This window comes from Caulobacter sp. DWR2-3-1b2 (genome assembly GCF_049896345.1).
GTDB lineage: Bacteria > Pseudomonadota > Alphaproteobacteria > Caulobacterales > Caulobacteraceae > Caulobacter.
Window position 1 is genome coordinate 80,395 of record NZ_JAFCUC010000007.1, and the last position, 12,200, is coordinate 92,594.

General features: G+C 68.2%; 13 protein-coding genes. 7 read left to right on the forward strand and 6 right to left on the reverse strand.

Translation table 11 applies throughout. The features are described from left to right. Positions 1 to 20 precede the first annotated feature (20 nt). The 3 genes from ACP694_RS17230 to ACP694_RS17240 form a co-directional block, all read right to left on the reverse strand. Positions 21 to 1,814 (reverse strand): hypothetical protein, encoded by a 1,794-nt coding sequence (locus ACP694_RS17230; RefSeq protein WP_426014400.1) that lies wholly within the window; start codon positions 1,812 to 1,814, stop codon positions 21 to 23. A 75-nt stretch (positions 1,815 to 1,889) separates the two neighbouring features. After that, positions 1,890 to 2,999, reverse strand: a complete 1,110-nt coding sequence (gene aroB, locus ACP694_RS17235; RefSeq protein ID WP_426014402.1) for a 3-dehydroquinate synthase — start codon at positions 2,997 to 2,999, stop codon at positions 1,890 to 1,892. Continuing rightward, a complete protein-coding gene (locus ACP694_RS17240) occupies positions 2,996 to 3,577 on the reverse strand; it encodes a shikimate kinase (RefSeq protein ID WP_426014404.1) in 582 nt (193 codons plus the stop codon). Before ACP694_RS17240 ends, aroB begins: the two co-directional genes overlap by 4 nt. A gap of 120 nt (positions 3,578 to 3,697) precedes the next feature. On the opposite strand from ACP694_RS17240, the gene ACP694_RS17245 reads away from it, so the two are divergent. The 3 genes from ACP694_RS17245 to ACP694_RS17255 are packed head-to-tail and all read left to right on the forward strand — an operon-like array spanning position 3,698 to position 6,328. Next, positions 3,698 to 5,155, forward strand: a complete 1,458-nt coding sequence (locus tag ACP694_RS17245; RefSeq protein ID WP_426014406.1) for a hypothetical protein — start codon at positions 3,698 to 3,700, stop codon at positions 5,153 to 5,155. Beyond that, positions 5,152 to 6,066, forward strand: a complete 915-nt coding sequence (locus tag ACP694_RS17250; protein ID WP_426014407.1) for a site-specific tyrosine recombinase XerD — start codon at positions 5,152 to 5,154, stop codon at positions 6,064 to 6,066. The genes ACP694_RS17245 and ACP694_RS17250 overlap by 4 nt, the downstream gene beginning before the upstream one ends. 40 nt (positions 6,067 to 6,106) lie before the next feature. Next, on the forward strand, positions 6,107 to 6,328 hold the full coding sequence (locus ACP694_RS17255) for an alkylphosphonate utilization protein (RefSeq protein WP_426014409.1): 222 nt from the start codon (positions 6,107 to 6,109) through the stop codon (positions 6,326 to 6,328). A 15-nt stretch (positions 6,329 to 6,343) separates the two neighbouring features. Here the strand turns inward: ACP694_RS17255 and ACP694_RS17260 are convergent, their stop codons facing one another. Next, entirely contained in the window at positions 6,344 to 6,817 is a 474-nt protein-coding gene (locus tag ACP694_RS17260; protein ID WP_426014411.1) for a VOC family protein, read from the reverse strand. Positions 6,818 to 6,952: 135 nt separating this feature from the next. Between ACP694_RS17260 and ACP694_RS17265 the strand changes: the two genes are divergently transcribed. From ACP694_RS17265 to ACP694_RS17280, 4 genes are all read left to right on the forward strand, one after another. Continuing rightward, positions 6,953 to 8,092 carry an aminotransferase class I/II-fold pyridoxal phosphate-dependent enzyme gene (locus ACP694_RS17265; protein ID WP_426014414.1) on the forward strand — a complete coding sequence of 380 codons (1,140 nt, stop codon included), beginning with the start codon at positions 6,953 to 6,955 and terminating at the stop codon, positions 8,090 to 8,092. A gap of 67 nt (positions 8,093 to 8,159) precedes the next feature. Beyond that, positions 8,160 to 9,164, forward strand: a complete 1,005-nt coding sequence (locus ACP694_RS17270; protein ID WP_426014417.1) for an aldo/keto reductase — start codon at positions 8,160 to 8,162, stop codon at positions 9,162 to 9,164. Between the two features lie 325 nt (positions 9,165 to 9,489). Beyond that, positions 9,490 to 9,897, forward strand: a complete 408-nt coding sequence (locus tag ACP694_RS17275; RefSeq protein WP_426014419.1) for a hypothetical protein — start codon at positions 9,490 to 9,492, stop codon at positions 9,895 to 9,897. 86 nt (positions 9,898 to 9,983) lie between these two features. Further along, positions 9,984 to 11,033: an HpcH/HpaI aldolase/citrate lyase family protein gene (locus ACP694_RS17280; protein WP_426014421.1), complete on the forward strand. Its 1,050-nt coding sequence runs from the start codon at positions 9,984 to 9,986 to the stop codon at positions 11,031 to 11,033. A 148-nt stretch (positions 11,034 to 11,181) separates the two neighbouring features. Here the strand turns inward: ACP694_RS17280 and ACP694_RS17285 are convergent, their stop codons facing one another. Then, positions 11,182 to 11,598, reverse strand: coding sequence for an OsmC family protein (locus tag ACP694_RS17285; protein WP_426014423.1), 417 nt, complete (start codon positions 11,596 to 11,598; stop codon positions 11,182 to 11,184). A 70-nt stretch (positions 11,599 to 11,668) separates the two neighbouring features. Then, complete coding sequence (locus tag ACP694_RS17290; RefSeq protein WP_426014426.1) at positions 11,669 to 11,869, reverse strand: hypothetical protein; 201 nt, start codon at positions 11,867 to 11,869, stop codon at positions 11,669 to 11,671. Positions 11,870 to 12,200 lie beyond the last annotated feature (331 nt).

Below are 12,200 nucleotides of genomic sequence, written 5' to 3' on the forward strand. Positions count from 1 at the left end.
TCTCGCCGCTGACCGGCGCCTCAGCGTCCGGAGGGCGGTCCGACAGGCGCCCAGTTCGGAGAGCCCTTCTCATAGGGTTCGTCGGCAAGGGCGTGGGCTTGCGAGCCATCGGCGCGCATGACGAAGATTTCGCCATAGGGCTGCGGGTTGGCCGGGTGAAGCAGCGCTTCGTCCTTGAATCCGCCCCGGCCGCTGGCGAAGGCGATCCACTGGCCATCGGGCGACCAGGCGCTGTGGGCGTCGTTGCCAGGCGAACGCGTGAGGCGCTTCAGGTCCGAGCCATCGGGGCGGATGGAATATATCTCGTAGTCGCCGTCGATGTCGGCGGTGAAGGCGATGACGCCGCCGGTCGGCGACCATGTGGGAAAATTGTAGTGCGCGGGCCCGCTCAGCAGCACACGGGACGCGCCGGTGTCCAGATCGAGGATATCGAGCGCCCGGACCGCGCCCGCCTGGCGATAGACGAGGTGGAGGCCATCGGGGGACCAGTCGGGGAAACCGAAATTGCCGCCGCCCTGGGTCAACATCCTGAGGCCGCCGCCCTTGGTGTCGATAACGGCGATGTCGGCCCGGGCCGGTCCTTGGAGGCCTTGGAAGAACTGGCCGAGGCCGAACGCGATCCGGTCGCCTTGGCGCGACCAGCTGGGAGCCAGCGCGCTCTTTTGGGGATCGCTGAACAGGACGGAGGCCTGGGATCCGTCGGCCCGCATCATTAGGATGCTGTTGTGCAGGATGCCCGCAGTCTTGTCGTTGCTGACCCGGCGATCGCCGGAGGGGGAATAGGACGGGAAGACGCCGACGCGTTTGAGGGCGAACCTTGGATCCAGGGAGATCCAGCGGCGATCCGGCGGCCAGGTCTTGTCCACCTCGCGGTGAAAGAGCATATGGCGGCCGTCCGCCGACCAGCTGGGGCTGTTGAACTCGCCCCGGGCGCCAGAGGGCCCGCTGATCGTCTCAACGCCGCCTTCGGGACCGCCGGTCACGTAGCCGACCTTGCCGGACGACAGCCAATGCGGCGACCATTTCTCGCCCGGTCCCGAGGTCAGCGCTTGGCGCGCGCCGGTCTCGACGTCGATCACCTCGATCTGGCTGATCCCTCGCAAACGCATGGGACTGGTGATGTTGCGCACCTCTTCGATCGTGGTCGCGTAGAAGGCCAGCTTCGCGCCATCGGGCGACCATGAGGGGCTGCCGCCGAACTGGCCGTCCTGGGTGATGCGGCGCAGGCTCGAGCCGTCGGCCTTTACGACATAGATCTCGGTCGAGTGGCGGATCGAGAAGTCACCCTTGGGCGAGCGGGGATGGCTGGACTCGCGATCCGAGGAGAAGGCCAGCCACTGCCCGTCCGGCGACCAGGACGGGCGAAAGTCGCCCGCCGGGTTGTGGGTCAGGTTGCGCACTGCCTTGCTGGCCAGGTCCAGGATCCAGATGTCGGCCTGGCCGCCACGGCTCGAAACGAAGGCCAGCGAACGGCCGTCGGGCGAAAGAGCGGCCTGGTCGTCATAGGCGGGCGAAGCCACCAGAGGTTCCAGTCCCGAGCCATCGAGATGGGAGCGGTAGATGTCCGAGGTCCCAGCCCGCCGCGACGTGAAGAGCACCCACTTTCCATCGGGCGAAAAGCTGGCGTTGGAGTCCAGTTCCGCGTCGGGCAGGAACGGCCGCGCATGGCTACCGTCCGCGTCGGCGAGGAAGATGTCGCTGTTGATCGGCGCGAAGCTGGCGAAGGCGACTTCGTACTTGGGTTCGGCCGCCCAGGCGGGCAGGGCGCTACAGGCCAGAACCATGGAAGCGACAATGCACGTGAATGTTTTCATGACCCACCTCAAAACTTTTAGGCGAGTATCGAGGAGAGATTTTGGGGAGTCCATGCGCGATAGCGCGGCGAACGCCTAAACCGAGCCTTCCTCCACGAGGAAGGCCCGCAGCGCCTCACGATCCACGTCCTTGGCCACGAACGCGTCGCCGATCGCGCGGACCAGCACGAAGGTGAGCGTCCCGCCCTGCGCCTTCTTGTCCTGGCCGCAGTGGGCGACCAGGGCGTCGGCGTCGAACGGCGCGGGGCGGATGTCGGCCAGCCGGGTCGGCAGGCCCGCCGCCTTGATCGCCGCCTCCGCGCGGACGGCGTCCTGGGTGGAGCACAGGCCCTGGCGGACCGAGAACCGGAAAGCCTGCGCCATGCCCAGGCCCACGGCCTCGCCGTGCTTGAGCGCGTCGCCAAAGCCCATCTCGGCCTCGACCGCGTGGCCGAAGGTGTGGCCGAGGTTGAGCAGGGCGCGGCGACCGGCCTCCTTCTCGTCCTCGGCGACGATCTCGGCCTTCATCTCGACCGAGCGGCCCACGGCCTTGACCAGGGCGGCGGTGTCGCGCTCGAGCACGGCCTTGACGTTAGCTTCGAGCCACTCGAAGAACGCGAAATCGCCCAGCAGGCCGTACTTGATGATCTCGGCATAGCCGCAGGCCATCTCGCGGGCGGGCAGGGTGGCCAGGATGTCGAGGTCGGCCAGCACCAGGCGCGGCTGGTGGAAGGCGCCGATCAGGTTCTTGCCGCGCGGGGTGTCGATGGCGGTCTTTCCGCCGACGGACGAATCCACTTGAGCCAGCAGGGTGGTGGGAATCTGGATGAAGTCGATGCCGCGCTTGTAGATCGCCGCCGCGAAGCCCGTCAGGTCGCCAACCACCCCTCCGCCGAATGCGATGACCATGTCGCCGCGCTCCAGGCCCAGCGCCAGCAGCCGATCGGTCAGGTCGGCCAGGCCCTCGAAGCTCTTGGTCTCCTCGCCGGGTGGCACCAGGATCACGTCGGTGGCGATGCCGGCGTGCTCGAGCGAAGCGGCCAGGCGCTCGCCATGGTGCTCGCCGACAATGGTGTCGCTGACAATGGCCACGCGAGGACGTTTCAGCAGGGGGGCGATGTGCTGGCCGGCCTTGTCGATCAGTCCGGTTCCCACGACCACATCATAGGCGCGCGCGCCCAGGCCTACTGGAATGCTACGGATCACTGGATTTCACTTTCAGAAGATGAGGTCGGGGCCAGATGGACGTCGAGCGCCCGCAACACCGCCTCGACCGCCACGCCGTGGGCGGTGTCGCCGGGCTCGACCGTCAGGTGGGCCTCGCCATAGGCGGGGTAGCGGGCGTGGGCTTGCTCGCGCAACACCATCAGCGGGTCGCGGTTCTTGAGCAGCGGGCGGCCTTCCTTGCGGCCGATGCGGCGCGCCAGCAGCTCGAGGTCGGCCTTCAGCCAGACGGCGACGGCCTTGTCCTTGATCAGGGCGCGGGTCTCGGCGTTGGCGAAAGCCCCACCGCCAGTAGCCAGCACGTGCGGCGGCTCGTCCAACAGTCGGGCGATCACCCGCCGCTCGCCGTCGCGGAAGGCGCCTTCGCCCATCTCGGCGAAGATCTCGGGGATCGTGCGACCTGCGGCCGCCTCGACCTCGGTGTCTGCGTCGCGGAACGGCAGCTCCAGCGCCGTGGCCAGCCGGCGACCGACGCTGGACTTGCCCACGCCCATCAGTCCGACCAGAACGATGGTCTTGTGGCGCAGATGGGCGCGGGAAGGGGCGGGTTGGTCGGTCATGCCTCCTGCCGGTTTACACGAGGCCGGGCCGCTCCGCCAAGGCTTGGGACAAGCGCGCGCCCAAGCTCGCCGCGAGGGCTAGAAGTTTCACCAGACGTCAACCTGCGGCATACTTGGCCCATGGCTTCTTCCAAGCGACTTACGACCGTCTCGGCGCTGGCTCTGGCCACGCTGTTTTCGACATCGGCCTTCGGGGCCGCCTGGGCCCAGGTCCAGGTCCAGACCCTGGCGCCGCCGGACCTGTTCTCGACCCCGGCGGGCGACACCGGGCTATCGGCCGACCTCTGGAAGGACACCGCGCCGGGCATCGCCCGCGAGGTGCTGCCCAAGCTGGCCGCCAAGCCGCTGTCGCCGGCCAGCGCGGCTCTGGCGCATCGCGTGCTGGCCACCGGCGCCAACGGTCCGGCCGAGGTCGGGAGCGAGCCGGACATGGGCGCGGCTCGCGCCATGGCCCTGATCGCCCTGGGGGATGCGGCTGGGGCCGGCGCTGTTCTCGACCGCGCCCCCGGCGTGGCCGGCAACTCAGCGCTGTCGATGGCGGCGGCCGAGGCGGCGCTGATCACCGGGGCCGACGCCAAGGCCTGCGGCGTCGGCGAGGCGCTGGGCGTCGACAGGAGCAATCCCTATTGGCTGCGGCTGCGGGCCTTCTGCCAGGCCCTGGCCGGCCAGACCGACGCGGCGCAACTGACGCTCAACCTGGCCGCTGGCCAGACCCAGGACGCCGACTACATGCGGCTGATGAACGCCCTGCTGAGCGGTTCGCCGGCGGGGGCGGCCAATTTGCGCAACGGCATAAATTACGCCCTGTCGCGCAAGCTGGGCCTGGATTTGCAAGCTGCCGCCGCGACGGCCTCGCCGGCCCTGAAACCCGTGCTCAAGCCGTCAGGCGATATGGCCGCCTTGGCAAGCGGCGGCGACCTGACCGCCGCCCAGACCGCCGACGTGGCCTCGCTGCGCCAGGCCAAGGGCTTGCCGGCGTTCATCGACGCCGCCAAGGCATCGACCGCCTTGATCGCAGCCCTGGCGCGCGCCGACGCGCCGCTGGAGGACCCGGTGCTGTTCGCCAAGGCGGCCCTGGCGGCGGGAGATCTCGCCACCGCCCAGTCGATCCGTGGCAGGCTGACCCAGGACCAGATCCCTGGCGCCACCGCCACCGACCTGGCCCTGCTCGACGCCGCCCTGTCGGCGGCGGCCGGCAAGCCCAACGCCCAGATCCTTGATGGTCTGGTGGAGCGCGGCGCCCAGGCGGGCGCCAAGTCGGCTGCCCAGCCCGCCGCCCTGATCCTTGCCGCCTTGGGCGGGACGATGGGGCCCGAGGCCCGCGCCCGGTTCGCGACCTTCGATCCCGGCAAGTCCGCCGCCTCGGCCGCCCGGCTGACGGTGTTGGACGCCGCCGCCGCCGCTCATCGCCAGGGCGAGACGGCGCTGCTGGCGCTATCGGTGTCGGCTGACGCTGGCGCGAGCGGTCCTGGTCCGGTGGATCGCGCTCGCCTGGTCCGCGCCCTGGCCCAGGCCGGGCTGGACGCCGACGCCCGCGCCCTCGCGGTGGAGGGGCTGTTGGGGCTGCAGGTAAAATGAGCGCATCCGCCGCCGGCTGGATCGACGCGTTCCTTGAGATGATGGCCGTCGAGCGCGCCGCAGCCCGTAACACCCTGACCGCCTATGAGAAGGACCTGGCCGACGCGCGGGCGTTCCTGGCCTCGCGCGGCGACCTGGACGGGGCCTCGGCCGAGGCGATCGAGGCCTATTTCGCCGACCTGGGCGCGCGGGGCCTCTCCCCCGCCACCGCCGCCCGTCGCCGGTCGGCCCTGCGCCAGTTCTATCGCTTCGTGCTGGGTGAGGGCTGGCGGGACGACGATCCCTCTCGCCGGGTCGAGGCCCCCAAGGCCGGACGGCCGCTGCCCAGGGTCCTGTCGCGCGACGCGGTCGAGCGGCTGATCGCGGCGGCGGCCGCCAAGGACGGCGCCCAGGGTGTGCGCCTGGCCTGCATGATCGAGCTGCTCTACGCCTCGGGCCTGCGGATCTCCGAGCTGCTGAACCTGCCCCTGGCGGCCCTGGCCCGGGACCCCGCCTTCCTGATGGTCAGGGGCAAGGGCGGCAAGGAGCGGCTGGCCCCGCTGAACGACGCCGCGCGTGCGGCCGTCAAGGCCTATCTGGAGGTTCGGGCCGGCTTTCTTCCGAAAGGCGTCAAGGACAGCCCGTGGCTGTTCGTCTCGCGCGGCAAGGGCGGCAAGCTGACAGCGCGGCGGGTGTCGCAACTGCTGGAGGACGCCGCCATCGCCGCCGGCATCGATCGCGCAGCGGTCAGCCCCCACGTCCTACGCCATGCCTTCGCCACGCACCTGCTGGAAGGCGGCGCCGACCTGCGGGTGATCCAGACCCTGCTAGGCCATGCCGACATCGCCACGACCCAGATCTACACTCACGTGGCCGGGGATCATCTGGCGGCGGTGGTGAAGAGCAAGCATCCGCTGGCAAAAAAGGGCTGAGGCGTGGTACGCCCCGCGCCTCGATCCGAAGGGGCGCCCCATGGCCGATGAAACCCGCGACAGCAACGGCGCCGTCCTCGCCGACGGCGACAACGTCACCCTGATCAAGGACCTCAAGGTCAAGGGCTCGGGTGGCGTCACCCTGAAGCGCGGAACCCTGGTCAAGAACATCCGCCTGACCGGTGACACCGACGAGATCGAGGCCAATGTCGAGAAGGTGCGCGGCCTGGTGCTGCGGGTGGAGTTCGTCAAGAAGGCCTAGGGTAAACGCTAGGGCCTACCCCTCCGCCGCCGCCTTCAACCCGGCGATGTCCAGCTTGACCATCTGCATCATCGCCGCAGCCACGCGCTGGGCCTTGGCCTTTTCGGGGCCGCCCATCAATTCCAGCAGGATATTGGGCACGACCTGCCAGGACAGGCCGTACTTGTCCTTGGCCCAACCGCATTGCACCGCCTTGCCGCCGTCGGTGGTGAAGGCCTCCCAATAGTGATCGACCTCCGCCTGGTCTTCGCAATGGACGACGAACGACACCGCCTCGGTAAACTGGAAGTGCGGGCCGCCGTTCAGGCCGGTGAAGGCTTCGCCGTCCAGCGCGAAGCCGATCGTCATCACGCTGCCGGCCGGGCCGGGGCCGCCTTCGCCATAGCGTGAGACGCTGGTAATCTTCGAATTGGGGAAGACGGAGACATAGAAGTTGGCGGCCTCTTCGGCCTGGGTGTCGAACCACAGGAATGGGCTGATCTTCGGCATGGCGTCATCCTTCGCGGTGAGCGGATACTGGCCGCTTCAGTCGAAGGACGATCCGCCGGAAGTCATTCCGACAGGGCCAGCGCTTTTCCGCCAGCGGACGTTGTCGCGGCGGGCGCGGCGCTTTAGTTACGTTCCATGCCCCCCTCGCAAATCGAACCTTTCCACGCCATCGCCATCAGCCGCATCGCCCATCAGATGAAGGCGGCCGGGGCGTCGATCATCCACATGGAATTTGGCCAGCCCTCGACCGGCGCGCCCCGCGCGGCGATCGAGACGGCCCATCGGGTGCTCGACACCGACGGCATGGGCTATTGGGAAAGCCCGCGGCTGAAGGCGGCGATCGCCACGCGCTACGCCGAGCAGAACGGCGTCGAGGTCGATCCAGAACGGATCATCCTGACCTGCGGGGCGTCGCCCGCCCTGGTCCTGGCACTGGCGTCCAGCTTCCAGCCCGGCGACCGGGTGGCCTTGGCCCGGCCGGGCTATGTGGCCTATCGCAATACCCTGAAGGCCCTGAACCTGGTTCCGGTGGAGATCGCCTGCGGGACGGAAAGCGGCTTCCAGCTGACCGCCGCCCACCTGTCGGCGCTGGACCCGCCGCCGGCGGGTGTGATCGTCGCCAGCCCGGCCAATCCGACCGGCACCATCATCCCGGCTGATGAGTTGAAGGCCTTGGCGGCCGTTTGTCGCGCGCGCGGGATCGCGGTGATCTCCGACGAGATCTATCACGGCCTCAGCTATGGCGAGGCGGCCCGCTCGATGCTGGAGTTCGAGCCCCAGGCCCTGATCGTCAACAGCTTCTCCAAGTATTTCAGCATGGCCGGGTGGCGGCTGGGTTGGCTGGTCGCGCCGCCGCAGGGGATCGCCCGGGCTCGAGCCTTCATGGGCAATCTGTTCCTCACCCCGCCGTCGCTGAGCCAGCACGCCGGCCTCGTAGCCATGGATTGCATCGACGAACTGGAAGGCCATCGCGACGTCTATCGCGCCAACCGTCAGTTGCTGCTTGACGCCTTGCCGGCCCTCGGCCTGGCCTCGATCGCCCCGCCGGACGGGGCCTTCTACATCTATGCCGACATCGGAGACCTGACGCACGACAGCCTGGCCTTTTGCGAGGCCCTGCTGCGCGACACTGGCGTGGCCACCGCGCCGGGCGTCGATTTCGACCCAGTCGACGGCGGTCGCTTCATCCGCTTCAGCTTCGCGGTCTCGACCGCCGAGGTGGAGGAGGCGTTGCGGCGGATCATCCCGTGGTTTCAGGCGAGGGAAGCCATCTAGAAGCCCTCTGGGAGAGGGCTGATCGCGTGCCTATATGCTGCAGATACATACCAAACGGAGCTCCCCCATGAAGACGCGCAAACTCGGCGACGGCCTGGAAGTCTCGGCGATCGGCCTGGGCTGCATGGGGATGAGCTGGGCCTATGGCCCCGCGCCCGACAAGGCCGAGACCTTCAAGGTGCTGGCCCGCGCCGTTGAGCTGGGCGTCACCTTCTTCGACACCGCCGAGGTCTATGGTCCCTATGTCAACGAGGAGCTGGTCGGCGAGGGGCTGAAGCCGTTCCGTGACAAGGTCGTGATCGCCACCAAGTTCGGCTTCGACATCGCCCCGCCCGAAGCGGCCAACGGCACCAGCCGGATGGTCGGCGTCAACAGCCGGCCAGAGCACATCCGCGCCGTGGCCGAGGCCTCGCTGAAGCGTCTCGGCGTCGAGGTGATCGATCTGTTCTACCAGCACCGCGTCGATCCGAACGTGCCGATCGAGGACGTGGCCGGGGTGGTCAAGGACCTGATCGCCGAGGGCAAGGTCAAGCATTTCGGCCTGTCGGAGGCGGGTCCCGAGACCATCCGCAAGGCCCACGCCGTCCAACCCGTGGCGGCTCTGCAGAGCGAATACTCCCTGTGGACCCGCGATCTGGAGAAGGCGACCCTGCCGCTGATCCGGGAACTGGGCATTGGCCTGGTGCCCTACAGCCCGCTAGGTCGGGGCTTTCTGACCGGGACGCTGACCAGCGACGCGGGCCTGGCCAAGGACGACTTCCGCCGCGGCTTGCCGCGCTTCCAGGGCGAGGCCCTGACCAAGAACCTGTCGCTGGTCGAGGCCCTGACCGCCTTGGCGACCGAGAAGGGCGTCACCTCGGCCCAACTGGCCCTGGCCTGGATTCTCCACCAGGGGGACAATATCGCCCCGATCCCCGGCACGACCAAGGCCTCGCGCGTCGAGGAAAATGTCGGCGCGGCGGATGTCGTGCTGTCGGCCGACGATCTCGCCCGGATCGCGGCGGCGGTGCCAGAGACGCAGATCGAGGGCGCGCGCTATTCCAAGGCCGGGCTGGCGATGGTGGGGCGGTAAAAAGACTAGGCCTTTCCCTCCCCAAAGCGGGGAGGGAAAGGGGCTTTGGGATCTTGGTCGCTTCGCGCCGGCCGAAGGACCAAGACCGCCGCCGTATCGCGCAACGACGCCGCCGAGGATCTCAAACGTGAGGGTTCCGAGGAACCGCCGCCGCCGGTGCAGGGGCCGCCGGCCAAGCCGGCCTGAGGGCGTTTGAGCCGCTTTCCTGACCGCTCGCTCTGAGGTAGAGATTAGAGCCGTATCGGGGGACTTGATTATGCAAGATTTTGCGAAGCGTTACAGCGTCGGGATTGGCCTCCTTCTCGCGCTTGCTGCGGGTCCAGCCTTGGCCGCGCGGCCCATGATGATTCACGTCAAGCCTGGGGCGAGCTATGACGGGACGGTCGCTGACTATAAGGTCTGCAACAAGGCGTTCGTGGACCCGACGGCGCGCCCACCGATGGTTCCGTTGCGCGCACCGCTCGCCGCCCAGGCGGGCGCGGCCGCTGCGACGGGCTTCATGCAAGGCTATATGGAAGCCAAGGCTCGGGCTGAATATGTCGATACGTGCATGTCGGCCCTTGGCTACACCAAGATCGACATGACGCCTGGGGAGCGCGCGGCCGTGAAGGGTCTCAAGGGCGAACCCGCAAAAAAGACTTGGTTCGACGCGTTCTTCAACACGGACCTGAGCGCGCGCATCGCGGCCGTATCAACGGCGACGAGCGTCGAAGGACCTCCTCCTAAGCCCTGACCCATGCGTCAGTCTTGACCCCGCTACCGCGCCGCCGCAATCTTCTCGCAACTGCGAAATAAGAACACGACGCCGGGAGCACGCGCATGAAGACCCCCAGAGGCTTTTTCAAACCCCTGGCCATCGGTGCCCCCACGCCTTGGCGCGAGCCACCCGCGCGGGTGGAGCGGATGATCCATTTCGTGCCGCCGCACCTGGACAAGGTCCGCGCCAAGATCCCCGAGATCGCCTTGAGCGTCGATGTCATCCTGGCCAATCTGGAGGACGCCATCCCCGCTGACGCCAAGGGCGCGGCCCTGGCTGGAACCATCGAGCTGGCCCGCGCCACCGATTTCAAGGCCCTGGGCGTGGGCCTGTGGGTCCGGATCAACTGCCTCAACTCACCCTGGCACCTCGACGAGGTGGCCACCCTAGTCGAGAAGGCCGGAAACCAGATCGACGTGATCATGGTCCCCAAGGTCGAGGGGCCGTGGGACATCTTCTACATGGACCAGTTGCTGGCCTCGCTGGAGGCCAAGCATGGGGTGACCCGGCCGATCCTGCTGCACGCCATCCTGGAGACTGCCGAGGGGGTGATGAATGTCGAGCAGATCGCCGGGGCCAGCTCGCGCATGCAGGGCATCAGCCTGGGCCCGGCCGACCTGGCCGCCAGCCGGGCCATGAAGACCACGCGGGTGGGCGGGGGACATCCCGGCTACCGCGTCATCGAGGATCCGCACACCGACGGGTCGCCCCGCGTTTCGGTGCAGCAGGACCTGTGGCACTACACCTTCGCCAAGATGGTCGACGCCTGCGCGGCCCATGGCATCAAGCCGTTCTACGGTCCGTTCGGGGCCATCGACGATCCCGTGGCCTGCGAGCAGCAGTTCCGCAACGCCTTCCTGATGGGCTGCGCCGGCGCCTGGAGCCTGCATCCCAGCCAGATCGACATCGCCAAGCGGGTGTTCTCGCCGGCGCCGGACGAGGTGGCTTTTGCTCGCCGCATCCTGGAGGCCATGCCCGACGGCACGGGCGTGGCGATGCTGGACGGCAAGATGCAGGACGACGCGACCTGGAAACAGGCCAAGGTCATGGTCGATTGCGCCCGGCAGATCGCGGGGAAGGATGCGGAGTATGCGGCGCTGTATGGGTTCTGAGGCTCACCCACTTGCCCCCACCTGACCGCTTCGCGGTCTGTCCGCCCCCAAAGGGGGCGGAGCTCGCAAGGCGCCGGCGGCGGGGCTCTTCCCCCTCTGGGGGAAGACGATCGCGAAGCGATCCGTAAGGGGCAAGTGTTCGCTAAACCTACGCTAGCCGCGTCTCGATCTTCGACCCCGCCGTCAGCATCTTGTGCACGGGGCACTGCTCGGCGATCTCTATCAGCCGCGCGCGTTGGGCTTGGTCCAGGTCGCCGCCCAGGGTGACTTCGCGATCGAAGATGTCGGCGGGCAAGGCCGTCACGTCTCGCCGCCAGGTCACCGCCACATGCACCGCGCCCAACGGCCAGGCTTTGCGCCTGGCGTAAAGCCGCAGCGTCTGGGTGGTGCAGGCCGCCAGGCCGGCGGCCAACAGGTCGTGGGGGTTGGGGCCCAGGTCCAGGCCGCCTTGCGAGGGCGACAGGTCGCCGACGAACCGGGCGGGGCCGGCGCTGATCAGGATCTGGACGCCGCCATGGCCGCTGTCATCGACGACGGCGGAGGGGCGGGCGGGCTCGATGGTCATGGCGCGGACTCCGAATAGCGACCGAATTTGCTACCGTAAAGCGCGGCCGTCTTGCACGGTTTTATGGAGCCTAGGCCGCCGCCCGCTGGGCCGACGTCACGTCGAACAGGCGTGTCGCGCCGCGCCAGACCTCGATGGTGTCGCAGCCGCGGTGCACGCCGACCAGGTCTTCGGCGCGGCGACGCGCGGCGGCGTCGTCAAGGCAGGGGGTGACATCGAAGCGTGGCACCGAGCCATCCGGCTCGACACAGAAGAAAGTGAACACCTGCATGGGAACGTCCGTTCGCATCAGGCGGGACCGGGTCCATATTCGATGGGCGGGGCCGCGGGCGTCGGCTGTTTTCTGAGCCGACCGGAGGGATATAGGCGATAGTCCCGTCTCCCGCCAGGGATCATGGGTTTCGAAACGGGACTCTCCTGGGAGACGAATCCCCAGGACTCAAAAGGGTTCCGGCTGAGTGACGGTGTCGCTGCGACGACGAGTCGCAGGCCGAGGTCTCCGCCAAACCTTCCTAAACAAGCAATGAGTCCCGCTTGAGTCGGAGGTTGGGCGAATTAGGACCTGGGCGCCGCCAAAACCGGTTCCGTTTTGCGGCTTCGCG

Excerpts from the sequence above, each read along its gene's own strand:
- ACP694_RS17290 (WP_426014426.1), bottom strand. The coding sequence starts at position 11,869 with ATGCAGGTGTTCACTTTCTTCTGTGTCGAGCCGGATGGCTCGGTGCCA.
- ACP694_RS17260 (WP_426014411.1), bottom strand. The coding sequence starts at position 6,817 with ATGCCGAAGATCAGCCCATTCCTGTGGTTCGACACCCAGGCCGAAGAG.
- ACP694_RS17285 (WP_426014423.1), bottom strand. The coding sequence starts at position 11,598 with ATGACCATCGAGCCCGCCCGCCCCTCCGCCGTCGTCGATGACAGCGGC.
- ACP694_RS17250 (WP_426014407.1), top strand. The coding sequence starts at position 5,152 with ATGAGCGCATCCGCCGCCGGCTGGATCGACGCGTTCCTTGAGATGATG.
- ACP694_RS17280 (WP_426014421.1), top strand. The coding sequence starts at position 9,984 with ATGAAGACCCCCAGAGGCTTTTTCAAACCCCTGGCCATCGGTGCCCCC.
- ACP694_RS17265 (WP_426014414.1), top strand. The coding sequence starts at position 6,953 with ATGCCCCCCTCGCAAATCGAACCTTTCCACGCCATCGCCATCAGCCGC.
- ACP694_RS17255 (WP_426014409.1), top strand. The coding sequence starts at position 6,107 with ATGGCCGATGAAACCCGCGACAGCAACGGCGCCGTCCTCGCCGACGGC.
- ACP694_RS17245 (WP_426014406.1), top strand. The coding sequence starts at position 3,698 with ATGGCTTCTTCCAAGCGACTTACGACCGTCTCGGCGCTGGCTCTGGCC.
- ACP694_RS17240 (WP_426014404.1), bottom strand. The coding sequence starts at position 3,577 with ATGACCGACCAACCCGCCCCTTCCCGCGCCCATCTGCGCCACAAGACC.
- ACP694_RS17270 (WP_426014417.1), top strand. The coding sequence starts at position 8,160 with ATGAAGACGCGCAAACTCGGCGACGGCCTGGAAGTCTCGGCGATCGGC.
- ACP694_RS17230 (WP_426014400.1), bottom strand. The coding sequence starts at position 1,814 with ATGAAAACATTCACGTGCATTGTCGCTTCCATGGTTCTGGCCTGTAGC.